Origin of the sequence: Flavivirga aquimarina (assembly GCF_030540835.1) — a bacterium.
Taxonomy (GTDB): domain Bacteria; phylum Bacteroidota; class Bacteroidia; order Flavobacteriales; family Flavobacteriaceae; genus Flavivirga; species Flavivirga aquimarina.
Window position 1 is genome coordinate 20,429 of sequence record NZ_JAUOEK010000183.1, and the last position, 24,812, is coordinate 45,240.

17 protein-coding genes are annotated in these 24,812 nt (G+C 33.4%); 8 read left to right on the forward strand and 9 right to left on the reverse strand.

Features of this window, described 5'->3' with window-relative positions; genetic code table 11:
- The 3 genes from Q4Q35_RS19665 to Q4Q35_RS19675 are packed head-to-tail and all read right to left on the reverse strand — an operon-like array spanning position 1 to position 5,725.
- Positions 1-1,470 (reverse strand): chymotrypsin family serine protease, encoded by a 1,470-nt coding sequence (locus Q4Q35_RS19665; protein WP_303279740.1) that lies wholly within the window; start codon positions 1,468-1,470, stop codon positions 1-3.
- Entirely contained in the window at positions 1,406-5,155 is a 3,750-nt protein-coding gene (locus Q4Q35_RS19670) for a PKD domain-containing protein (protein WP_303279741.1), read from the reverse strand. The genes Q4Q35_RS19665 and Q4Q35_RS19670 overlap by 65 nt, the downstream gene beginning before the upstream one ends.
- 6 nt (positions 5,156-5,161) lie before the next feature.
- Complete coding sequence (locus Q4Q35_RS19675; RefSeq protein WP_303279742.1) at positions 5,162-5,725, reverse strand: hypothetical protein; 564 nt, start codon at positions 5,723-5,725, stop codon at positions 5,162-5,164.
- 555 nt (positions 5,726-6,280) lie between these two features.
- Between Q4Q35_RS19675 and Q4Q35_RS19680 the strand changes: the two genes are divergently transcribed.
- The 8 genes from Q4Q35_RS19680 to Q4Q35_RS19715 all read left to right on the forward strand — a co-directional run bounded on the left by Q4Q35_RS19680 (position 6,281) and on the right by Q4Q35_RS19715 (position 18,068).
- Positions 6,281-8,821, forward strand: coding sequence for a TonB-dependent receptor (locus tag Q4Q35_RS19680; RefSeq protein WP_303279743.1), 2,541 nt, complete (start codon positions 6,281-6,283; stop codon positions 8,819-8,821).
- A 403-nt stretch (positions 8,822-9,224) separates the two neighbouring features.
- On the forward strand, positions 9,225-10,334 hold the full coding sequence (locus tag Q4Q35_RS19685; RefSeq protein WP_303279744.1) for a DUF2891 domain-containing protein: 1,110 nt from the start codon (positions 9,225-9,227) through the stop codon (positions 10,332-10,334).
- Positions 10,335-10,436: 102 nt separating this feature from the next.
- Positions 10,437-13,670 carry a S41 family peptidase gene (locus tag Q4Q35_RS19690; protein ID WP_303279745.1) on the forward strand — a complete coding sequence of 1,078 codons (3,234 nt, stop codon included), beginning with the start codon at positions 10,437-10,439 and terminating at the stop codon, positions 13,668-13,670.
- 34 nt (positions 13,671-13,704) lie between these two features.
- A complete protein-coding gene (locus Q4Q35_RS19695; protein ID WP_303279818.1) occupies positions 13,705-14,934 on the forward strand; it encodes an Nramp family divalent metal transporter in 1,230 nt (409 codons plus the stop codon).
- On the forward strand, positions 14,934-15,674 hold the full coding sequence (gene pxpA, locus Q4Q35_RS19700; protein ID WP_303279746.1) for a 5-oxoprolinase subunit PxpA: 741 nt from the start codon (positions 14,934-14,936) through the stop codon (positions 15,672-15,674). The genes Q4Q35_RS19695 and pxpA overlap by 1 nt, the downstream gene beginning before the upstream one ends.
- Entirely contained in the window at positions 15,671-16,402 is a 732-nt protein-coding gene (gene pxpB, locus Q4Q35_RS19705) for a 5-oxoprolinase subunit PxpB (protein ID WP_303279747.1), read from the forward strand. The genes pxpA and pxpB overlap by 4 nt, the downstream gene beginning before the upstream one ends.
- Entirely contained in the window at positions 16,395-17,243 is an 849-nt protein-coding gene (locus Q4Q35_RS19710; RefSeq protein WP_303279748.1) for a 5-oxoprolinase subunit C family protein, read from the forward strand. Before pxpB ends, Q4Q35_RS19710 begins: the two co-directional genes overlap by 8 nt.
- Before the next feature lie 66 nt (positions 17,244-17,309).
- Entirely contained in the window at positions 17,310-18,068 is a 759-nt protein-coding gene (locus Q4Q35_RS19715) for a DUF6503 family protein (RefSeq protein WP_303279749.1), read from the forward strand.
- A gap of 108 nt (positions 18,069-18,176) precedes the next feature.
- On the opposite strand, the gene deoC (Q4Q35_RS19720) is transcribed toward Q4Q35_RS19715, so the two are convergent.
- The 6 genes from deoC (Q4Q35_RS19720) to clpB all read right to left on the reverse strand — a co-directional run bounded on the left by deoC (Q4Q35_RS19720) (position 18,177) and on the right by clpB (position 24,635).
- Entirely contained in the window at positions 18,177-18,842 is a 666-nt protein-coding gene (deoC, locus tag Q4Q35_RS19720) for a deoxyribose-phosphate aldolase (RefSeq protein WP_303279750.1), read from the reverse strand.
- Between the two features lie 151 nt (positions 18,843-18,993).
- On the reverse strand, positions 18,994-19,647 hold the full coding sequence (gene deoC / locus Q4Q35_RS19725) for a deoxyribose-phosphate aldolase (protein ID WP_367892764.1): 654 nt from the start codon (positions 19,645-19,647) through the stop codon (positions 18,994-18,996).
- 196 nt (positions 19,648-19,843) lie between these two features.
- The gene (locus Q4Q35_RS19730) at positions 19,844-20,359 is read right to left on the reverse strand and encodes an acyl-CoA thioesterase (protein ID WP_303279751.1); all 516 of its coding nucleotides are present in this window, start codon (positions 20,357-20,359) and stop codon (positions 19,844-19,846) included.
- A gap of 49 nt (positions 20,360-20,408) precedes the next feature.
- On the reverse strand, positions 20,409-21,005 hold the full coding sequence (locus Q4Q35_RS19735; RefSeq protein ID WP_303279752.1) for a TetR/AcrR family transcriptional regulator: 597 nt from the start codon (positions 21,003-21,005) through the stop codon (positions 20,409-20,411).
- Between the two features lie 332 nt (positions 21,006-21,337).
- A complete protein-coding gene (locus Q4Q35_RS19740) occupies positions 21,338-21,733 on the reverse strand; it encodes a hypothetical protein (protein ID WP_303279753.1) in 396 nt (131 codons plus the stop codon).
- A 295-nt stretch (positions 21,734-22,028) separates the two neighbouring features.
- Entirely contained in the window at positions 22,029-24,635 is a 2,607-nt protein-coding gene (clpB, locus tag Q4Q35_RS19745; RefSeq protein ID WP_303279754.1) for an ATP-dependent chaperone ClpB, read from the reverse strand.
- Positions 24,636-24,812: the final 177 nt, after the last annotated feature.

A 24,812-nucleotide genomic window follows, 5' to 3' on the forward strand; every position in this document is an offset into this window, starting at 1 on the left:
TTAACAATCTTTTTTTCTTAATGTATCATTTCCAGAAACGATCTTCACAACTTGGTTGTAGAGCCTTTTATCGTCTAACATTTTTAAAGCTTCTTGAGTTGTTTTTCCTTCAAACTCATAGGCTAATTTAAACAGACTTTCAGCCGAGCTTTGCTCACTCTTGCTCAAATATCTTTTTAATCTGCCAAAGTTTTTCTCAGCTTCTTTGAATACGTTAGAAGGAATCTTCTCATTACTTTCTATATCCAATGCCATATTTCTGAATGTTTTAGCATACTTGTCGTATAAGTAACGTGCATATTCAGCATCTTCTTCACCTATTTTTTCATCTTTGAATCTTTGATTTAGATAGTCTTCATTATCAAAGAATGTATCTACGACATAACGCCCAGTTAGTGTATGGATTAAATGTTTTTCTCTAAATGATTTTTCAGCGGCAACATCAGAACGAAGGTCTTTCTTTAGAAAAATAGAAGCACTTTGTGTTGATTGACAGCTCCCACAATGATCTTCATTTCCTCCTTCTCCTCCTCGGCAGACAATGGATCCAGAATCTCCTCCATCAGACATCCAGGCTGTTACTATTTGATCGTCGAAAGTAGCAGATCCAAAATCATAACCAATCGTTACAGTAGCATCGATTTCCATAATAGTAGAAGATGTATATTCTGTGGTTCGTCCTACTTTTTCAACATTCATATCTATTTCTCCTGGTACAGTAGCTCCAGGACCTCCATTAATGAAATCAACCTGAAGTGTATCTAACACATCTTGAATCGGATTCATTATTGTACGACTACATGATCCAGCAAAAAGTAAGCCTACAGCAGGGTGATTGGGGGAAGGTACGTCCATCAAATTGTTTTTCATCTGATTGATTACGTCTGCAATATTATTGACTTCCGCAATAGCAGCATCCATAATGTTTCCCGTAGCGTTAATGATTTGAAACCTCTTTAACTGAGCAATGACATCGCTAGGAACAACGCCTCCGTCTGCAGATCCAGGTTGAATAATATTATCACCTATGCTTGCTGCATTTTGATCGGCAAGCACATGATTATTACTCAAAATACAAGTGGAACCATCGGTAAGATCTTTTACCAGACACCCTAATGTACCTGCGGTGATATTTGGATGTCCAATACTAATTCCAGAAGGAGCAGGACGTTCTCGAGCTGTAAAAGCAAGTGGGTTAAAAGGACCTGTCTCTACAACATCTACATGAATGTAGTCGCCACCAATAAAAACTTTGCTCGGTAGAAGTTGAGACGGTGGAATAAATTGCTTAGGTAATTTTTTCATGACATAGACAACCAAAGCAGGTTCGTCTGTAATTTTATTGTGTACAATTTTACGTCCGTAGGACATGCCTACCACGTTTTGGTTTTTAAACAACCATTGATCAATGTGTTGTTTCTTTACTGTTCTTGTAAGCAATCGATGCTTCTGAAATTTGTTTACGTCCATTTTCTGTTATTTTATTTGTTAGTACTAATGTTTGATTGGTAGATCTGTTCCTTTTTTGAAAACAGAGTCCGGCCAAAGCAGCTTCTTCACCTCTGATAAGAAGCTGTACTCTTTTGATTTCATTTCCTGAAATACGGAATGTGGTATTGGGGTGAGTCAATTCTTGTTGATCGACCGCTAAGAGGTTTCCTTTTACATCTTGTGAAACGGTCTTTATGTAAAGGCTTTTATAATACCTTAAGGAGAGTACCAGTTCGGAAACAGGTTCATCAAATTCTAAAATAATCCCTTGTGATAGATGCAAGGATTGTATTTGATCGGGTGGGAGGTTTTGCACCAATCGATGTGGTTCTTTTCCCATTGCTAAAAAATCTACTTGTTTGTAAGACCATTGATAAGGTTCAACACTTTCTGGATTAACGTTTTTAAAGTCAATACAGGTTTTTTCCTCAGTTGGAGGAGTTACAAGCGCTTCGCAGTGTATGTTTTGCATGGCAGTGAGTTTGATCTCATCAAAACAACAGTCGACTTCTGCTTCAGATAAGGCTTTGACTCCTAGGAAAACAGTAATGAGATCGGCTTTTGCACACGTTCGTTGTAGTAGGTGTGACCATTTTTTGTCTGTGATACCTTCTGCCCAAACAATATTTGGTGAACTAGGGTCTGTTTCTCCATACGGATCGATTCCCAGTTTAGCGACACCCAATTGTTCTTGAAGCATATAAAGACCTTCTACTTGATAAGTCCAATCTTTGTTAGCTCCTAATTGTTGATAAATTCCGATAAATGCTTCTCTTACAGTTTTAATTTTCTGTGAACTCAATCCGTCATAGACATAGCATTTTTCACAGAAAAAAGCTTCTTTGAGTGAAAGGGTGCTATTTTGACGTAATGCGATTTCAGATTTTTTTAAGGAAGTTATAAAAGGAGCCCAGAAATTAGCTATTTTTCCAGCACGATGAAAACTGAATCCATCATTAAAAGCAGCATTCTTTAAATCGATAACCTCTACTATCGTTTGTGCTTTTCCAATAGCTCCATCGTCATCAATAATTGTGTTTTCTGCATAGTAAGTGCTACATTTTTTATAAGTGTGTGATGCCGTAGCAGTACCTTTACCTGCGGGTGCATTATGAGTTTCTTTAATTACAGCCATCTTAGTTTCAGAACAATCTCCAAAACGCCAAGTGCCAGTGTGTGTATCGCACCATCCAGGATCCATAAAATGACTCACTAATGTAATAGGACTACATGGGTATGCATATATCTTTTTTTGAGTTTTTACAATAGGAGCAACATTTAGCACATTAACGATCATAGAAGCTGTACCAACCCCTCCATTATTATCGATAACTTGTACCCCTACATGATAGATGCCATTATCACACCAAGCATGTTGTACAGTGGTTGTACCAATGGCTTTGGGTTTTGTATGAGTCTCTTCTATAAATCCTTTTTTAGGGGCATGATTGTCTCCGAAACTCCATATAGACCAATGCGTATCGGTATATTCTATATCTTCAAAATGTGCTTCTAATGTGACAACCTCTCCTTCATTCACTGTAATCTGAGGAATCATGGTTACTATGGGTGGTACATTTTTTACTCTAATAGTTGCAAAATGACGAGATTTGGCACCTCCATATTCAGTGACTTTTACACCATGTTTGGCAAGATATATGCCGCTGATATCATAAGAGTGATCAATATCTCTAAATAATTGATCAGCTCCACCGTCTCCAGTATTCCAAAAGAAATCAGCTTTGTTATAGAATTGCAGGGCTTTCAATTGAATATTTTGAGCAGCTTCTACAGTATATTTCCCTGCGGTGGTTGCAGGCACTACTTGTGTGGATTCACACGAACTGATAATCTCCATCTGTCCAGAGATAACAAGTCCAGTAGTAGAAATGTCTATAGGATCAAAGAAAACAGCTTTAACTCTACCAATATTGGATAATTCTGGAGGCCAAGCAGTGATGCCGTCAATGGCTCCTGTAACACCATCGACTAAAGAATCACTCCCGATGTTTTCAACAATCGCTTTAACAATTAGAATTACAATAATGGTAATAACACCAATTAAAACACCTCCAACGCCAAAAGAAATGATGGCTAAGATGATGGCAATGATCCAAAAGGCAATGCCTTCATCTACATCTACATCGGGATCTCCAATCATATGATGATCCATGGCTTGAAACCCTGAAGCATTTAAAACGCCGTCGGGTGTCCAGTGAAACCCTACATCTGTAGTAAAAGAAGCATCCACGTCAATGCTTCCTAAAACAGCATCGATCACTGTTACGGTACCTTGTAATCGTACGGCATTATTGATTATAGAGATATTCAACGTATTTAGGTCTACATCTTTACCATCTTCTTCAAATCGTTTGGGTAGATTATTGAAACCACTATCTACTAGTGATTCATCAATTTTTTCTTGTAGAGAATCTCTGCTCATAGCTATACTAAATTCCATTCCAGCTGGAATAAAATTGGTAATGGCATTGCTGTCTGCACCTCCAGTATTATTAAGTGCAATGTTCAAAGAATCTGAAAAAACCTTTACATCAACTGAGTCTACAGCAAATTCATCATTACTGGCAGATGGTGACCAAATGGCTAGATAGTCTCTAGATACTAATTCATCGAAGAAGATATCGGCCACCTTTTCTTCAATATCTGCTTTTGAAGGGATATCAACTTCTTGGTTACCAAGATCGTTGGCAAATTGTAACCCTTTGTTTTTTAATTCTGTACTTAGTTGTGCGTCTAGATCTTGTGCAAAACCAGCCAAAGTGGTTTTATTATTTTCATAATAAGTAGCTTCGTTAGGATTCCCAGCAATATCTGCTCCTGCACCTGTAATACTACCGATGCTTACATCACTACTTGTGACATCTGCAAATTTTGCAATGTATTTATCTGAAAGCCTTTCAAAAGGAACTTTGATAATGATCCTGGTTTCTATTCCCATAGGAGCATCCAAATTGAATGTATTTGGAACGAAGGCGTACATTCTTAAATAGATTGGAATTGAAACTTCCAAAGTATTTGGGTCTGGAAAAGACGTAAGGATCTTTCTGGCAAGATTGGAGGCATCATCAAAGATCTGGGTAGTAGCCCCCATAGTATCTAGAGGGCCAAAAGGAATGTTGCTTTCCGTGATTACATGAGGAATCTCTTCATTTTCATAAGCCACATGTATATAATCGTTTAATAACTCCTCAATGCTATCATCTAGTGGGTGTCCTTGATCTAAATCTGCCCATACATTGGGTCTTAAAATATCTTTTAATAAGATTCCTACATCTTGAGAATCTGGTAAAGTTCCAATTGGTGCTTTTGCATGTACTATGGTATGAAAATCTAGGAGTTGAGCAGAAGGAACAGGTGGGTTTCCAATTTCTATCTGTATATTCATTCCTAAAATCAATTCTACACCATTGACATCGGTCGCAAACTCAGCATTTAGTTCTTCTTGTGGAATCTGTAGTTGTCCATCTACGATGGTAAAGCCTCCAATATCATCCCCAGCTGGGATATCCATAAATTCTGGGATTCTTCCTGTATTATCGATTTGATCTGGACAATCGGACGATTTCCAAGCTCCTTTTAGAGCTTTTACTACGACGCTTTTAGCGGTTTGGATGATTAATTCAAATCCATGTGTATCTGCCATGATTTTTTATTTTTTGTTCTTTTTTAATTGAACCTTTAATTGTAGGTTCGAATGTTTTCCATAATTCCCTTTACGTATTTTTTGATACGTATAAGAATCGCAGAAACTAAATACAGAAGCATCTATTTGCCTAAAAGCCAGAAGCGGTTCAATGATAGGGTGTAGACCTGTATAAGTTTCAAGAGAATCATTATCATTTCCTTTTTGATAAGGAGGTAGAGACTTACAGATAGGACATCCGTTTGCATCATAAGCTTCTAACTGAAAATCTTCAAACAAGACCTGTTCTAATTGCTCTTTAGATCGAATATCAAAGTGCTTTCCTGCTATTTTAATAATGGTTGCCCTCAATTTTTTTAGCTTGGCAACTTGTCGGGTCTTAAACCTCATTTTATCTTCAATGTGTCCAAGAATATCGTTATGAATTTTATAGCCTAATTCTTCAAGAGCAAAAATTGGATTTGAAGCAGCGGCAATCAATAAATTTTGGTCTTTGTTCAACCGTCCTGTTATGGTGGTTACATTTTTTTGTAAATCCTCCCATGAATTTATAATATTTGTCTTTGCCATATTTTAAGTCTTAATTTCTTTGTATGGTAGTTGTGATAATTGATTGCAATAACCAAAAAAGATGACTGAAAAGCGTAGGAGAACTCCCCTTTTTGGTTAAGGTAAAACACCCACTTTTTTATGGTTTTTTAACTAGCTTTTTTGTGTAGGGCAAGTTATATAAGGAGTTAAGAGGAATTGAATAATTGGATTTAAATTTGGGGATAATTTAACGTAGAAGATTGGATAGGGAGGAGTTGTTTGGATTTATTTGGTTTATATTCAATTGTTTACATCTTGCAATTAAAGAGCTAAGGAAGCGATTAGCTTTTAAAGAATGTGAACTCAAACACCTATAAGTCTTAAAGAAATGCTAGTGCTGTAATTGATTTCAATACCCCCTTATTTAGAATCCCAATTTATGAAATCAATAATATTTTAGATTGATTGTTTAGATTCTTTTAATAAAACTGTTTTAATAAAAATAATCCCTGAAATTTTATTGATTTCCCAGAAGCATTATGCTTCAAAAACACCTTATTATTTACATTTACTGTCCCTAAAACTTAAACACGTATGTATAACATCATAAGGTTAGATAAGATGAAATCAATACAAGGTATTCTACTAGCTGCAATATTTTTTTTAATAGTAAATAATCTATCGGCTCAAATCTCAGGAAAGATTATTGAATCTGAAGATAACTACCCACTAGAGTATGCCACAGCGGCCTTATATAAGAATCTAGATAATAGTTTAGTAACAGGTGTTATAACCAATGTAGATGGTGTTTTTTCTATAGAAGGCGTAAAACCAGGTAATTATTATTTAAAAGCGTCTTTTATGGGGTACACCACGAAACGAATAGGAGATGTTATAATAAGCAGAAAAAATGAAATCATTAAATTAGGTGTTATAACGTTACAATTAGGAGGACAGTTAAATGAAGTCGTTGTAAAAGGACAACGTGCTTCGGTTGTACATAAGATAGACAGACAGGTATTTGATAGTAAAAAGTATCAAAATAGTCAAGGAGGTAATGCTATTGATGTGATTAAAAACTTGCCATCGGTAACCATTGATGGTCAAGGAGGTATAAGCGTTCGTGGAAGTCAAGGTTTTGCTGTTTTAGTAAACGGAAAACCTACCCAAGGTGATGTAAGCGCTATTTTAGCACAACTACCGGCAAACGCTTTAGAAACAGTTGAGTTAATTACAGCACCTTCATCAAAATATGACCCGGAAGGTAAAGGCGGTATTTTAAATATAATTACTAAAAAGGGAGCTGTTAATGGTACCTATGCACAAGTTAATATTCGTGGTGGATTTCCATCAATAGAAACATACGATACCCAAAAAGCAGCACAACGATATGGGATTGATGCTACTTTAAATAAACGTACAGATTTATGGAATATCTCGTTAGGAGGCAGCTATCAAAGAAATGATAAAACAGGTAGGAGAGAAGGCGACATGTTTATAGTAAACAATGCAGAAAATACTACGACATTCTTACCTTCGGACGGAGAGCGAAGTTTTGATGAAATTACATATAACGGTCGGTTAAATGTAGATTTTACTCCTAATGATAACAATACCTTTTCTTTAGGCTTTTTTGCTGGGAAGCATACCAAAGAAAGACTTGCCGATATTGTGTATTTCGACAATCATGCGGTATCTCCAATAGGAAGCGAAAACAGGCTTTATACCTTTGCGTATTTCAATCATAATTTAAGAATTAGAAAAGGTGATTTTGCTCTGGGAAGTTTTGATTATACTCATACATTTAATGATAAATCGGAGCTATCTACTTCATTTTTATATGAATATACTTTTTTAGGAGGTCCAACCGAAAACGATAATGTAGGTTTTCCAGATAATAGCATTGTTTATCAACAAGAATATAACACTAATGATAACCCTTTATACGGTACTCGAATCAATGTAGATTATGCGTTGAAGCCTTTGTCTTTCGGAACCATTGAAACCGGTTATCAATACCGGGATTTAGATCATACAGGCGATTTTGTTTACGAACGTGATGGTAATTTAGTTCCAGAATTCTCTAGTAATATCAAGTTAAAAAGAACGATTCACTCGGGGTACGCGCAACTTACAGGAGCAAAAAACAAATGGAATTATGCTGCAGGCGTGCGTTTAGAATCTATGGATAGAACTTATACAGAGGCTTTAGAAAGTGAAAATAACAGCAATGTTTTTAAATACGATTTTCTAAAATTATTCCCTTCAGCATCTGCACAATATGCCGTAAATAAAACAACCGATTTAAAAATGGCGTATAGTAAAAGGGTAGAGCGTACCACCACATTTAAGATGAACAGTTTTGCCGAACGTGAACATTCCGAAGTTTTTGAACAAGGGGATAACACCCTGCTTCCAGAGTTTATTGATTTGGTTGAATTAGGAGTGACAAAAAAGTTGAAAGGCGGAAATTCAGTATATGCTACTACATATTTTAGACACGTAGATAACGTAATAAATCGCGTAAATACGTTAGCTTACCAACCAAACGGTGTAGTTATAGATAGTATTATAAACAGAGTTTATTCTAATGTTGGAAAAAGTAATTCGATTGGTTTAGAAATTGGAGCTACCATAAAACCTACTAGAAACTGGACTAATTTTATAGGTGCGAATATTTACAATTATGCTATAGACGGTGTTTTAAATTTTAGACACAGAGACGGTATAGACAGATCGTACGATATAGATACGAAATCGACCATTTACTCTATAAATCTAAATTCAACCGTTAGCTTTTGGGAAAATGCCTCTTTACAATTTACATTTAATTATTTATCAGACAGAAATACAGCTATGGGGGAAGATTCCAGATATTATTCGCCTAATCTAGTCTTTAGAAAAACGTTTCTTGATGATAAATTAGTGGCGACCCTACAATGGCAAAATATAGATATGGGATTATTAAATACTAACGAACAACGTATTACGACATCCAGACCCAATGAGTTTTTTACCACCACCAATTATGTTTACGAAGTAGATATGGTGTTTTTAAATCTGTCGTATACATTTAATAAAGTAAAAAACAAATCGAAGTTTATTGAAAGCGAATTTGGTAAACGCGAGTTTTAGCTCTATTTATATTATTCTGTGACCTTCAAAAAGTTAAGTTATTACTCTAAATCTTTCCCATTTTTACAGAATCGCTAAGATATAAGTAGTAATTGCCATTATTTTTAAATATATATACAAAACTTCCCACCCGTTTTTATTTTTTATTGTATTAAAATTAGTACAAACAATATAAGAATAATCTTTTGTTTGTATTTAAGTAAATATCCTCAAAAGATAAATATCATAATACAGAATAGAAACTGCTTTAACACAAAGGTTAATAAGTATTTCAGGAGGGCTTTCTGCTAATATAAATCCTAAAGCAGTTTCTATTCTGTATTAAGTTGTTTTAGAATAATTTACTCTACTTTATAATATAACTATTATTGTATAATAGGGCTGTAATGCTTAAATTTACGGCATGAAAAAACATATTATGTTATGGCTAGTCGTTTTAATATTTGGCTGTCAAACTTCAAAAAAAGAAGAACAAAAAGAACCATCTGCTTTAACCCAAATTCAAGATATTCCAAAACTTAATTTAAAAGGCGCTAATACTTTAGCAGAACTGCCTTTGCATTGTATGAATACCGAGTATCCAAATAGGCTGTCTCAAACTTTAGGAGGTGAAGATGATTTAAAAACACCGAGTGTATTGCATCCCGCTTTTTATGGTTGTTTTGATTGGCATTCGGCAGTTCACGGACATTGGAGTTTAGTAAGTTTACTAAAATCATTTCCAGAAATGGATAAAGCCGAAACTATTAAGCAAAAATTACTTCAAAATATATCAAAAGAAAATATAGAAATAGAGGTATCTTATTTTTTTGGAAAGCATAACAAGTCTTATGAGCGTACATATGGTTGGGCTTGGTTATTAAAATTGGCAGAAGAATTGCATTCTTGGGATACAGAAATAGCAAGAGAATTAGAAAATAATTTACAACCTTTAACCGATTTAATTGTCGGGAAATATATTGAATTTCTTCCTAAATTAAATTATCCAATTCGAGTAGGAGAACATCCAAATACTGCTTTCGGACTTAGTTTTGCGTGGGATTATGCCAATACCGTAAAGAATGATACGTTAAAATCTTTAATAGAGCAACGTGCTAAAGATTTTTATTTAAAAGATGTTGGCTGTCCAATAATTTGGGAGCCTAGTGGTTACGATTTTTTATCACCCTGTTTAGAAGAAGCTGCTTTAATGAAACGCGTGTTAACTACCGCAGAATTTAAAGTATGGATTCATATGTTTTTACCACAATTAAGAGATGAAAACTTTGCATTGGAAACAGGAAAAGTATCCGATAGAAAAGATGGAAAGTTGGTACATTTAGATGGTGTTAATTTTTCGAGAGCATGGAGCTTAAATAAGATTGCTGAAGGCTTATCTGAATACGCACATCTTAAACCTATCGCAAATCATCACATAAACCATTCATTGCCAAGTATTGTTGGAGATAGTTACGAAGGCGGACATTGGTTAGGAAGTTTTGCTATTTACTCGCTAAATTCGGTTAAAGAATAAATTGATAAGTAAAGCTTTAGCAAGTGTTAAAGAAACCCTAATAAACGATTCATAAAACATAATATTTCTAGATTTGATGAATATATAAATTAATCATCAAAAATGAAGTTATTTTTCAAATCGGTATTAGTGCTTAGTTTTCTATTAAGCATTAGTATTTCTGCTCAGAATCCATTAATCAATTTTCCTTCAATAAGCCCAAACGGACAGTCTATAGCCTTTAATTATCAGGGAGATATTTGGACTTCAGATATCACCGGACAAAATGCAAAGCGACTTACAATACATGAAGCTTACGATACAAATCCGATTTGGAGTTTCGACGGCAAGTCAATAGCATTTACAAGCAATAGATATGGCAATAATGATGTGTATGTTATAGCATCTACAGGAGGCATTGCAAAGCGAATAACCTATCATTCTACAAGTGATAATATTACAGATTATACTAAAAAAGGCGATATTCTCTTTTCAACACGAAGAAATTTTGCTCAGGTTGAGCGGGAATACGAAACACATATAGTAAACGAAAAAGGCGGTACTCCATATAGATATATGAGTGCTTTGGGGTTTCAGGCAACCGTATCACCTAACGGCAAGTTTATAGCTTTTGTAAAAGGGGGGTGTAGAATACAACGCGAAGACTATAAAGGGCCCGCAAACAATGATATTTGGCTATACAATATTGAAAAAGATACTTACAAACAGCTCACTACTTTTAATGGTCAGGATTTTTATCCACAATGGGGTAACGATACAACTATTTATTTTCAGTCGGCTAGAAGTGGCAAGTATAATATACATAAACTAGAAATTGATAGTGCAGGAGAGAAGCAAGGAAACGTAACATCAATAACTTCATTTAAAGACATGGGCATTTTTTCATTTCATATAAGCAGAAATGGAAAAGATTTGGTTATGACGAAAGGCGATCAAGTATTTTTAGTGAATGCAGCCTCAAAAAAACAAAAGGAGGTTAAAATAAACATTTCTTCAGATAATAGATTAGACCCCATAGAGCACAAAACCTATAGTAACGGAATTAGAGATATAGCCTTGTCTCCTAATGGGAAGTATACAGCTTTAGTAATTAGAGGAGAAATTTTTATAAGAGAAAACAAAAAAGAAAAATCCAGAACAGTTAATGTTTCTAAGTCATCTTATAGAGATAGAATACCTACATGGTTAAACGATAGCACTTTAATTTTTGTATCGGATAGAGATGGGCAAAATGATTTATATCTTGTAAAATCTCAAGATGATAAAGAAACTAATTTATTCAAAACATTAAAACATAAAGTAGTAAGATTGTCTAAAACGGATGTACAGGAATCTAACCCCGTACTTTCACCTAATGGGAAATTACTTGTTTTTAATAGAGGGCGCGGGAAATTAGTCGTTGCAAATATTAATAAAGAAGGCAAATTATCTAACGAAATAACATTGTTAGATGGTTGGGATACTGCTAGTAATGTGTCTTGGTCTCCCGACTCCAAATGGTTAGCCTATAGTTTAAAAGATTTAGATTTTAATGCCGAAATATATATACATAAAGTCGATAATAGTGCAAAACCAGTAAATATATCGATGCACCCTAAACAGGATAGGAGTCCTATTTGGAGTCCGGATGGGAAAAAGTTAATGTTTTCATCTAATAGAAATAATAGTGATTATGATGTTTGGTTTACATGGCTGAACAAGAAGGATTGGGAAAAAACAACATACGATTGGGAAGAAGATTCAGAAGAAGAACCAAAGAAAAAGGACAAAAAAGATACAAGTAAAGAAGATAAAGAAAAACAAAAAGATGCTGTAGAAGATGTTGTTATCGATTTTCAAGATATTCATGAGCGTCAAGTTCAAGTAACATCATTTGTAGGAGGCGAGTTTGGTCGCGCCTTTTCTAAAGACGGAAAAACTATTTATTACACAACAGGAAATGGAAGTAGAGGAGACGCTAGTGTCGAATCCGATTTATTTAAAATTTCATGGGAAGGGAAAGATAAAAAAGCAATTACAACAAAAAATAGTAAACCTTCAAATATTATAGTTGATAAAAAGTATTCTAAAATATTTATGACGAAAAGTTTTGGTAGTCTTACCAGTATAAACTTATCAAATAATAAATCAGAAAGCCTGCCTATTAAAGCGAAGTTAGATGTTGATTACAATTTAGAGTCTAATCAAATCTTTAATGAAGCCTGGAAAGCTATTAATGATGGGTTTTACGATCCTAATTTCCATGGAAAAAGCTGGAAAAACCTTAAAAAAAGGTATAAACCTTTGGCTATGAAGGCATCCACACGTATCGATTTTCAAAATATGTTTAATTGGATGCTGGGCCAGATAAACGCAAGCCATATGGGCTTTAGAAGTGGAGAACAAAGAGAAGATTTGCAAAGAGAAAGAACAGGTTTATTAGGACTGGAATTGATGCCGGAAAAAAACGGAAGTCTTAAAGTCGCATCAGTCGTTAATAATATGCCAAGTGATAGAAGTACAAGCAAAGTATTTCCTGGGGACGTTATAACTGCCGTTAATGGTACAAAACTTACTAAAAACCTAAATATATATAGTCTATTAGAAGGCACTTCAGACGAAAAAATTTACTTAGAAGTAAATAGAGGTGGTACAACTAAAGAAATAATTATAAGACCAAAGAGTAGCAACCGCGTTGAAAATTATAATGCCTGGGTTAAAGAACGTAAGGAATTAACTAATAAATACTCTAATGGAAAGTTAGGGTATATTCATATACAAGGTATGAACTGGTCAAGTTTCGAGCGTTTCGAGCGAGAACTTACAGCAGCAGGACTAGGAAAAGAAGGTATAGTAATAGATGTGCGTTTTAATGGAGGCGGTTGGACTACCGATTATTTAATGGCAGTACTTAATGTAAAACAACATGCTTATACAGTGCCTAGAGGTGCAGCAAAAGATTTAGAAAAAGAACATAAAACGTTTAAAAACCATTATCCCTTTAGTGAGCGATTACCACTAGCGGCTTGGACAAAACCATCTATAGCACTATGCAACCAATCCAGTTATTCTAATGCCGAGATATTTTCGCATGCTTATAAATCATTAAACATAGGAACACTGGTTGGAGTACCAACTTTTGGAGCTGTTATCTCTACAGGAAGTGCATCGCTAATTGATGGATCCAGTGTTAGAATGCCTTTTAGAGGATGGTATGTAAAAGATTCTGAGTCTAATATGGAATTAGGACCAACAGTGCCAGATGTTTTAGTCTTTAATAACCCAGATGATAAGTCTAAAAAAGTAGATACACAGTTAAAAAAAGCGGTGGATGTTTTATTAACCCAAATAAAGTAATAAATTTAGGCTAGAAAATTAATTCTTACGCTACCTGAAAAATATTTTTAAAAATATAGGCCCCGGACCATTAGTCGCTGCAGCGTTTATTGGTCCTGGTACTGTTACTGTTTGTACACTTGCAGGTGTTGGCTTTGGGTATTCGTTATTATGGGCGATGTTGTTATCTATAATAGCGACAATTGTGCTTCAGGAAATGTCTGCGCGTTTAGGTATTATTACACAACAAGGGGTATCACAAATTATCCGAACAGAAATCAAGAGCCCAATTCTAAAATGGTTTACCATTGTATTAATTTTATCTGCTATTGTAGTTGGTAATGCAGCGTACGAAGCAGGTAATATAAGTGGAGGTGTTTTGGGATTACAAACTATTGTTGGAAATCCGAATATAGAAATAGCTGGGTTTTCTTTGAATGTTTTAAGTGTGGTAATTGGAGCAATAGCCTTTGTTTTGCTGTATATAGGTAATTATAAACTACTTGAAAAAGTATTGATAGGATTGGTAACATTAATGAGTTTAGCCTTTTTAATTACAGCCATTATTACTAAGCCTGATATAATCGAAATTTTCAAGGGTATTTTTGTTCCAAAATTTTCAAACGATAGTATATTAACTGTTATCGGATTAATAGGAACTACGGTAGTGCCTTATAATTTGTTCTTACATGCAGCTTTGGTTAAAGAAAAATGGCATAAAGTAAGCGATTTAAAACATGCACGAAAAGACACTGTTATCGCTATTGTTTTAGGAGGTTCGGTGTCTATGTGTATTATTATTTCAGCAGCTTCCATTCAATCTCAAGATATCAATAGTGCATCAGATTTAGCAAAAGGATTAGAACCTTTATTCGGAAGTTTTGCTACATATTTTTTGGCTTTAGGGTTATTTGCAGCGGGTATTACCAGTGCGATTACAGCACCTTTGGCAGCTGCCTATGTAGCGAGTGGTTGTTTGGGTTGGCATTCTAATTTAAAATCTAAAAAGTTTAGAGGTGTATGGATGTTCATTTTGTTATTAGGTGTTTTGTTTTCGTCATTAGCAATAAAACCTATCGATATCATTAAATTTGCTCAGGTGGCTAATGGTATTTTATTACCCGTCATTGCTGGCTTTTTAATTTGGATTATGAATAAATCATCTATTTTAGGGACTTATAAAAATAATATAAAACAGAATATCTTCGGATTTATAATTCTAGGAATTAGTATCTTGCTATCTATCGCAACGCTTAACAAAGTTTTTCAACTAAATATATTTTAGTGATACCTAATGCTATTGATATTAATGTGGATGTAGGTGAAGGGGTTGGTAATGAGTCACAGCTCATACCGCTTATTTCTTCATGTAATATAGCATGTGGTGGCCATGCAGGAGATACCAATACGATGCAAAATGTTGTTAGGTTGGCTAAAGAGCATCGTGTAAAGATTGGAGCACACCCTTCATTCCCAGATAAAGAGAATTTTGGCCGAATGAGTGTAGACATGTCCTGTGCGGCGTTATTTAAAAGTATAAAGGATCAAATTGACAATTTAACAGATATTCTTCGCGAGGAGCATAGTACTTTACATCACGTAAAGCCTCATGGTGCCTTATATAACTTAGCAGCAGTTGATGAAAAAGTTGCTCATGTTATAATAGAGGTCATGAAAACCATGATCGTGCCAATTAAGCTTTATGTCCCTTTTAAGTCTGTTATTGAAACATTAGCCAAATCCCAAAACATCCCAATTATCTATGAAGCCTTTGCAGATAGGAATTATAACGATGATTTAACATTAGTTTCAAGAAAAAATAAGTTGGCATCCATACATAATGAAGACCATTTGTTTGAACATGTTTTTAATATGATTTCAAAACAACAGGTAAAAACAATTACAGGTAAAAATATGGACATAAAGGCGCAAACATTTTGTATTCATGGAGATAATCCTAATGCTATAAATTTAGTTAAGAATTTAAGAGTCCGTTTAAAAAATCATGGCATTGAAATAAGATGACTTATGAGCTCAGATATAAGCCTTATGGAGAACGTTCTATTTTAATTGAATGGCCAGCAGTTATTGATAAGAATATCCTTTCTGATATTATTAGATTTAAGGAAAAAATTCAAAATTCAAATATTAAACATTTAGTTGAAATAAAGAATGCATATAATTCATTATTAGTTGTTTATGATTTTTATTTTGTTGATTTTGAAAATGAAATTAAAACACTTCAAGAGTTATATAATCAAATAACCCCAGATACTAAATCAATACTTAAACAATGGAAAATACCTGTATGCTATGACACTCTTTTTGCTATAGATTTAGAAGAGATGGCTTTTGAAAAAGGACTATCTAAAACATCTATTATTACTCTACATTCTCAAACAGTTTATACCGTTTATTTTATCGGTTTCTTACCTGGGTTTATGTATTTAGGGGGATTAAATGAAAAACTTTATACGCCACGAAAAGCAACACCAAGATTAAAGATAGAAAAAGGAGCCGTTGCTATTGGAGGTGAACAAACAGGGGTATACCCAAGTGAAAGTCCCGGTGGTTGGAACATTATAGGGAATTCTCCTATAACATTTTTCAATCCCAAAAATGACCCCCCTTGTTTTGTAAATGCCGGTGATACTATAGTTTTTGAGCCGATTTCACTTAAAAAGTATAAAGATATTAAAACACTGGTTGATGCTGGTGTTTACCAATTAGAAAGCGAGGTGGTTGATGGTTAAAGTTTTAAAAGCAGGTTTATATACTACCATCCAAGATTTAGGTCGTTATGGTTATCAGGAATATGGTGTGCCGTATTCTGGGGTGATGGATGCTTACTCGGCATCTATGGCTAACATTTTATTAGGGAATAATGAGAATACTGCTGTAATGGAAATTACGATGTCAGGGCCAACCCTTGAGTTTAATTGTCATACAAGTATCTGTATTTCAGGAGCAGATCTATCACCTAAGTTAAATAAAACCCCAATAAAAATAAATAATCCCATTCCAGTAAAAAGTGGTGATATAGTATCATTTGGTAAACATATTTCCGGATTTAGGTGTTATTTAGCTGTTACAGGTGGTTTTAAGACTGAAAAAATGATGAATAGCCACAGTATGTATCAAGGAATAACAAAACAGCCCTTGTTATTTAAAAACCAGGAGCTGATAATTGATGCCACATTAAAAGATTTTGACAAAAAGCATGCTGCAATTAAAATAAACACTTCCCATTTTAAGACTAAAGAACTTGAAGTTTTTAAAGGCCCGGAATTTGATAAACTTTCAAAGGCACAACAAGACTTATTATTTTCGCAACACTTCACTATTGCAAAAGAAAACAATAGAATGGCTTATCAACTGCTAGAACCATTGGAAAACAGTCTGGAGGCCATTATAACATCTTTGGTACTACCCGGAACCATTCAGTTAACGCCTTCGGGAAAACTTATTATTTTAATGAGAGATTGTCAAACTACAGGTGGGTATCCAAGGGTTTTACAGTTAAAGGGGGCTTCCATTAATATTTTGTCACAAAAATTTACAGGAGATTCGATACGGTTAACTCTAAAAGAATAAGTTTAAGATAATTTTATTAATACTATGTTAAGTAATGATTCCCCTTTGCGACTTACAATAAAAAATATGAGGCTTTTTAAACAAGTTATCCAATTTTGCTGTGTAATACTACTCTTTACAAGTTGCAATCATACAAATAATGATCCGCAATTTATTATAGACCAATCTATTAATGTTTCCGGTGGGGCATTGTTAAACACATCGAATATCAATTTTAATTTTAGAGATAAGCACTATATCGCTAAGCGTGATAAAGGTGATTTTTTGTACGGGCGATTGTTTACGAATACGGCAGATTCTATTTTAGACCTTTTAACAAATAAAGGTTTTGAGCGTTATGTGAATAACGATTTAGTTTATACACCAGATAGTATGGCTGTGAAATATAGCAGTTCTGTAAACTCTGTCCATTATTTTTCGGTACTACCGTATGGTTTAAACGATGCAGCAGTAAATAAAGAATATTTAGGTGAAATTAAAATTAAGAATAAATCTTATCATAAAATAAAAATCACTTTTAATAGAGAAGGGGGTGGTGAAGATTTTGAAGATGAGTTTATATATTGGGTAGAAACTAAAACTTTTAAAGTAGATTATTTAGCATATTCTTATGCTGAAGATGATGGTATGGGATTACGATTTCGAGAAGCTTATAACGAGCGCTATATAAAAGGAATTCGATTTGTAGATTATATTAATTTTAAACCGCTCGATAAAAAAGCAAATTTGTTATCTTTAGATAGTTTGCATGTAACTAATGGCTTAAAAGAATTATCAAGAATCAATCTTGAGCAGATAAAGGTTGAAACTATTGTAAATAATTAAGCATATAAAAGAATAAACTGGTTATCGATTTTATTGTTAAAGATTATTTTAGATATGTGTAAAACTCAAAACACTTATGAGTTTTTTGAGATCCCAGTAGTTCTTACTTTAGAAATTAGAATTTAAAACAAGCCCTTTTATAATATCAATTCCAGAAGAAGTACCTATACGATCAACTCCTAAATTAATATACTCTAAGGCTGTTTGGTAATCTTTTATTCCCCCTGAAGCCTTTATTTTGGTATCATCTGAACAAACGCTTTTAATAAGTTTTATATCATTTAATGTAGCGCCTGCAGTTCCATAACCAGTAGATGTTTTTATAAAATCTGCTCCACTTTGTATAGCTAATTCAGTGGCTTTAATTATTTCTAATTCTTCGAGATAGCACGTTTCTATAATAACTTTTAAGATATTATTTGGCATGCATTTTTTTACAGCTTCAATATCTTTCCAAACTGCATCAAAGTTTTTACTTTTTAATAAACCAATATTGATAACCATATCAATTTCATCAGCTCCATTTTTTAAAGCTAAAGTTGCTTCTGCTACTTTTGCATTAGTACTCATAGCTCCAAAAGGAAACCCAACCACGCTACAAATTTTGACACCACTATTATCTAAAAGCTCTTTGGCTAAAGACACATAACAACTATTTACACAAACAGAATAAAACCTGTATTGCTCTGCTTCTTCACAAAGCTTACCAATATCGGTTATGGTAGCTGTAGTTTTTAAAAGTGTATGATCTATATATTTATTAATTGGTTTCATAAATTTAAAGTAATTATATAGGTTAATAAAGTATATGCATTATAGTTATATACGAACAATGGCTTTAATCAGTTTTTTAAGATTGAAAAAAAAATAAAAGGCTTTTAAAATTTACATTTTAAAAGCCTTTTATTATAAGCATATTGTAAAATTACTTTTGGGTAACACGTTTTTGTTTAAATTCTGTTGAAGCAGAAATTCTACTAACGCCTATATCAATATATTTTTTTGCAGTTTCAATATTCTTAATACCATCTGATGCACATATTTTAATATGGTCTTTAACTGTCTTTTTAATAATTTTTACGACAGTTAATGTGGCACCGCTTTTTGAAAAACCGCTAGATGTTTTAATATAATCTACATTGGCATCCAGACAAATTTCGCAAGCTTTTATAATTTCATTTTTATTAAGCTCGGAAACTTCTATAATAACTTTTAAGATTTTATCTCCAATAGCGAGTTTAACATCGCTAATATCTTTTAAAACAGAAACATAATTTCTACTTTTAAGAAACCCAATATTAATTACCATATCAATTTCATCAGCTCCATCACTAATAGCTTGTTTTGCTTCGTAAACTTTTGATGCTGTTGCCATAGAACCAAATGGGAATCCAATAACAGAACAGACTTTGGTGTTCGATTCTTCTAATAATTGTTTTGCTAATAAAACATAAGAACTATTAATACAAACAGCGTAGAAACCATTTTTTTTTGCTGTATAACAGAGGTCTATAATATTTCGTTCTGTTGAAACAGGAGTTAAAAGAGTATAATCAATATATTTGGATATATCCATCATGATAAGTAGGTTTAGTGATATTATTCATAGCGTAAACCATGAATTAGTTAGGGTTGTTGTAGGTTTTCAGGGTTTATGCTAACACAAATTTACATAATTATGTTGATACAAAATCTACAAAAACTATTTTTTTTTTCACAAAAACTATACCATATACCTCCTTTTTTAGGGTTTGTCGATGAATTTATTGCCTAATTTATTCTGTAACAAAAGTAGTCTTAGGTTTTTGTGTAATTTTAGATTTTAGTTTAATTATACGTTCTTCAAATGTAGCTGCATTCACAGGGTTATTTACATTCTCGAAAAGTAGCATTAAATCTTCTGTATGCGTTTCTCTTTTTTGTTTTAATAGATCGAAATAGACAAAACCACACCAAATAATAGCTTTTAAATGACTTTTATCTTCATTATACATACGCATTTCTACATATAGCTCACTATTAGTAAATCGTATTAATTGAGACTCTAAAACAATGGTCTCCATTAAAAATGTAGGTTTTAAATAAGCTATCTGGTTACTGCTAGACACCCAACTTTTGCCTGTTTCTTTTGCCATTTTATAAATATCGATATCGTAATGCTGTATGAGGACATCTTCACGATGATTCATAAAGTAATTTATGTAACTTCCATTGTTTAGATGGTTAAAAGGATCGCAGTCTTGAAATCTGACTTTTGTTTTGCTTTGTAATACGTTTAATAATTGGTTCATGTTTAAGTTATTTAATATACCAATCGGTATATTTTTGATTAAAAAAATATTATATTTTAAGCTCTTTAATTATCATGTTATCGACCAAATTCATAGTATCCTGTATGTAAAAATTATCATCCATGGTATAAGTCATAAATATGGCGCCTTGAATCATAGTATCTAATCGTTTAGCAAAATCCATAGCATTTATTTCTGATGAGATTTCTCCAATTTCAATGCCATCTTCTATTATTGTTGCTACTTGATCTTGAATTTTTTCTATAACGTGTCTTACTTTTTGAAGTAAAAGAGTATTTTGGTTATTGGCATCTACACCAATATTTAAAACCGGACAACCTCCAAGCTGTTTACTGTAATCGTAATAGTTTCTATAAAAATCTGTAATGAGAAATAGCTTTTCTATAGGGGAGTCGCTTTTAGACAAATGATCTGCAATTTGTTTCAGCATGTTTTTAACGGTAAATTTAAAAGAAGCTATAGCTAAATCTTCTTTATTTTTAAAATTACCATATATAGCACCTTTTGTTAAGCCTGTGGCACTGGTAACATCGCTTAGGCTGGTAGCAGCATAGCCATTTTTATTAAAAATAGGCGCTACTATTTCTAGTATGTATTGCGATGTGAGTGCTGCTTTTGTGGTCATATTTTACAAATATATAAAAAATATACCAATTGGTATATTTTTTTTAAAACAATATTATTAACTGTTTATGCTGACCATTTATGATTTATATTGAACTGAAGTTTCGGTCGTTAATCAAAAAGAATTCCTCGAGGCTCTGCCTCGGGGTTTCGGTTGAAATTGTCATTCCCGAGAATCCCGATAGCTATCGGGAGGGAATCTAAATAAAGAAATTTCGGTTTTTGACCCAATGGTCAAAATGAAACGAGTGAAATATCTCTATGTCCCGATAGCTATCGGGACTGCCTCGAGGATAGTTCGTTTCAAGAAATTTTTTATTAATAAACAACAAATTATTGAAGTGAGACAGGTTTATTTTCCATTATGATTTGATGTGCCCAAGCTATAGCGAGACTTAAGGAGTCGAAAATTTGACAGGGCTTGTCAAAAAACTTTAATTCATATTCTGCATTATTACGCATTAATTGATTTTCAGCAATAACAGCGATGGCCAATAAATTAGGTATTTTTTCGGCTTCTGAATAAATGAGTGGATTTACAGAATAAGATTTTACCCTGTTGGAAATATAAACCATGTTTTTACCGCTGAAATATTTTTGCACAATCTCATTCAATTTATCATTGTGATGACTTTCAATAGATGCACCCTCTTTCATTTGGTTTATAATAAAGTCATCAAAAACAAAAACTTCGGTGTCTTTTAGTTTAATATATTTTATTATCCCCATGTGGGAATTTACGCAATAAATTAATTATAAGCAAATTATAATATTTCAAAAATTCTGTATTAAAAAAGCAACAATTATCTTAATTTAAAGATTCATGTTGCTTTTTCTACTAACCAACCATTTAATAAATCCATGAAAAACAGTTTGTTATATAGCTAAATCAAAATAAATCGTCATTAATTAGATTTACTTCTTTCGAAAGACCTGCTAGGTTTTTAAAACCTGGCAGGTCTAATATAAAATTCCGCCTATGTCAAATTATGATGATTTAGCTATAAATAGGGTCTATTAAATTTTAAAACTCTTCTGTAACTAAATAACCTTGATTTCTAAAAATTAATTCATCATCAAAAGTGTCTAATAAAATAACACTATCCGTTGTAATTTTTCCTGCTAATATTTCTTTACTTAAAGCATTTAAAACTTCTTTTTGAATAACACGTTTTACAGGTCTTGCTCCGTATTCTGGATGATATCCTTTTTCTGCTAAATATGCTATAGCTTCTGGTGTCGCATCAAAAATAATATCTTGTTGCGCTATCATTTTTGTAAGTGCTTTTAATTGCAAACCAACAATAGCTGTGATGTCCTCTTTACTAAGAGGGGTAAACATGATAATATCATCTATTCTATTTAAAAACTCTGGACGCACACTTTGTTTTAATAGCCCTAAGACATCTACTTTTGCCGTTTCAATAGCAGAATGAATATCTTTAGTTGCTTCAAAACGTTCTTGTATTAAATGACTTCCTATATTTGAAGTCATTATAATAATGGTGTTTTTAAAATCTGCGATACGACCCTTGTTATCAGTTAAGTGACCTTCGTCCAATACCTGTAATAAGATATTAAAAGTATCGGGATGCGCTTTTTCAATTTCATCTAAAAGAACCACAGAATAAGGTTTACGTCTTACAGCTTCGGTTAATTGTCCACCTTCATCATATCCAACATATCCTGGAGGTGCACCAACCAGTCTACTCACCGCATGACGTTCTTGATATTCACTCATATCGATACGAGTCATCGCACTTTCATCATCAAAAAGATACTCTGCCAAGGCTTTAGCTAGCTCTGTTTTTCCAACACCAGTGGTTCCTAAAAAAAGGAATGTACCAATTGGTTTTTTCGAATTTTGCAAACCTGCCCGGCTTCTTCTAACCGCATCACTAACCGCTGTGATAGCTTCTTCTTGTCCTACGACACGTTTGTGTAAGTCATTTTCAAGTTTAAGCAATTTTTCTCGTTCACTTTGAACCATTTTAGTTACCGGAATACCTGTCCATTTTGCAACGACTTCAGCAATATCTTCATAAGTAACCTCTTCTTTAATCAATGAGTTTTCAGACTGGGCTAGTAATTGCTTTTGAAACGTTTCTAGTTGTTCTTGTGCATCTTTAATTTTTCCGTAGCGTAATTCAGCTACTGTTCCATAGTCTCCATCACGTTCGGCGCGTTCGGCTTCTAACTTGTAGTTTTCAATATCTTGCTTTGTATTTTGAATATTGTCAACCACTTCTTTTTCACTTTTCCATTTAGCATTAATTTCATTTCGGTCCTCTTTTAAGTTGGCCAAGTCAGACCGGAGTGATTTTAGTTTATATTCATCTTTCTCACGCTTAATGGCTTCAATTTCAATTTCCAACTGCATGATCTTTCTATCTAAAACATCCAGTTCTTCGGGTTTGGAATTAATTTCCATACGTAATTTAGATGCTGCTTCATCCATTAAATCGATGGCTTTATCTGGTAGAAACCGATTGGTAATATAACGTTCGGATAATTCTACTGCACCAATAATAGCCTCATCTTTTATACGAACTTTATGATGTGTTTCATATTTTTCTTTAATACCACGTAATATGGAAATGGCACTTTCGGTATCTGGTTCGTTTACCATCACTTTTTGAAAACGACGTTCTAAAGCTTTGTCTTTTTCAAAATACTTTTGATACTCGTCTAAAGTAGTCGCACCTATAGCACGAAGTTCGCCTCTCGCTAAAGCAGGTTTTAAGATATTTGCGGCATCCATGGCGCCTTGTCCACCACCAGCACCAACAAGGGTATGAATTTCATCTATAAATAAAACAATATCGCCTTCACTTGTAGTTACTTCTTTAATGACAGCTTTTAACCGCTCTTCAAATTCGCCTTTATATTTAGCACCTGCAATTAGGGCACCCATATCTAGGGCAAAGATTTGTTTGTCTTTAAGGTTTTCTGGAATATCACCGTCTATAATTCTATGGGCTAATCCTTCTGCAATGGCTGTTTTACCGGTTCCGGGCTCTCCAACTAATATAGGGTTATTCTTAGTTCTTCGTGATAATATTTGAAGGATACGTCTAATTTCTTCGTCGCGACCAATAACAGGGTCTAATTTGCCGTCTTTGGCTAATTGATTTAAGTTTTTTGCGTATTTGTTTAGCGAATTATAGGTGTCCTCTTGGCTTTGAGAGGTTACATGTTCTCCTTTGCGCAACTCTTCAATAGTCTCTTTTAGGTCTTTTTCATTGACTCCTTGATCTTTTAGCATTTGCGCTATTTTGCTATTCGATTTAAATACTGCCAGAATAAGATGCTCTATAGAAACGAAGTCATCTTTCATTTTTTTTGCAATGATGGATGCTTCATTAAGGCTTTTTCCTGTTTCGCGTGATAGCATTAATTCACTACCAGAAACTTTCGATAAACTTTCCAATTGTTTATCTAAAGCTTGTTTAAGTATGGGAATATTTACATTTAATTTTTTTAAAATAAATGGTAATACGTTTTCGTCAACTTCAAAAATGCCTTTAAAAAGATGTTCATTTTCAATTTGTTGATGTGAGAAACTTTGAGCAATTTGTTGTGCTTGCTGAATGGCTTCTTGAGATTTTATGGTATAATTATTTAAATTCATCAATATATTTTTTTAGGACTTTTTGTTATTATTAATTTTCAATTACAACATCATGAAGTCAATAATCTTACCAACACATTTTTAAGGACAAAATGTCGTGTAAAACGAATAGCGTGCTGACTTTTAGTCAGTTTAAAGGTTAAGAATTTGTTTCATTTAATTAAGATATTGAATAAA

Excerpts from the sequence above, each read along its gene's own strand:
- Q4Q35_RS19665 (WP_303279740.1), bottom strand. The coding sequence starts at position 1,470 with ATGGACGTAAACAAATTTCAGAAGCATCGATTGCTTACAAGAACAGTA.
- Q4Q35_RS19670 (WP_303279741.1), bottom strand. The coding sequence starts at position 5,155 with ATGGCAGATACACATGGATTTGAATTAATCATCCAAACCGCTAAAAGC.
- Q4Q35_RS19675 (WP_303279742.1), bottom strand. The coding sequence starts at position 5,725 with ATGGCAAAGACAAATATTATAAATTCATGGGAGGATTTACAAAAAAAT.
- Q4Q35_RS19680 (WP_303279743.1), top strand. The coding sequence starts at position 6,281 with ATGTATAACATCATAAGGTTAGATAAGATGAAATCAATACAAGGTATT.
- Q4Q35_RS19685 (WP_303279744.1), top strand. The coding sequence starts at position 9,225 with ATGAAAAAACATATTATGTTATGGCTAGTCGTTTTAATATTTGGCTGT.
- Q4Q35_RS19690 (WP_303279745.1), top strand. The coding sequence starts at position 10,437 with ATGAAGTTATTTTTCAAATCGGTATTAGTGCTTAGTTTTCTATTAAGC.
- pxpB (WP_303279747.1), top strand. The coding sequence starts at position 15,671 with ATGACTTATGAGCTCAGATATAAGCCTTATGGAGAACGTTCTATTTTA.
- Q4Q35_RS19710 (WP_303279748.1), top strand. The coding sequence starts at position 16,395 with ATGGTTAAAGTTTTAAAAGCAGGTTTATATACTACCATCCAAGATTTA.
- Q4Q35_RS19715 (WP_303279749.1), top strand. The coding sequence starts at position 17,310 with ATGAGGCTTTTTAAACAAGTTATCCAATTTTGCTGTGTAATACTACTC.
- deoC (WP_303279750.1), bottom strand. The coding sequence starts at position 18,842 with ATGAAACCAATTAATAAATATATAGATCATACACTTTTAAAAACTACA.
- deoC (WP_367892764.1), bottom strand. The coding sequence starts at position 19,647 with ATGATGGATATATCCAAATATATTGATTATACTCTTTTAACTCCTGTT.
- Q4Q35_RS19730 (WP_303279751.1), bottom strand. The coding sequence starts at position 20,359 with ATGAACCAATTATTAAACGTATTACAAAGCAAAACAAAAGTCAGATTT.
- Q4Q35_RS19735 (WP_303279752.1), bottom strand. The coding sequence starts at position 21,005 with ATGACCACAAAAGCAGCACTCACATCGCAATACATACTAGAAATAGTA.
- Q4Q35_RS19740 (WP_303279753.1), bottom strand. The coding sequence starts at position 21,733 with ATGGGGATAATAAAATATATTAAACTAAAAGACACCGAAGTTTTTGTT.
- clpB (WP_303279754.1), bottom strand. The coding sequence starts at position 24,635 with ATGAATTTAAATAATTATACCATAAAATCTCAAGAAGCCATTCAGCAA.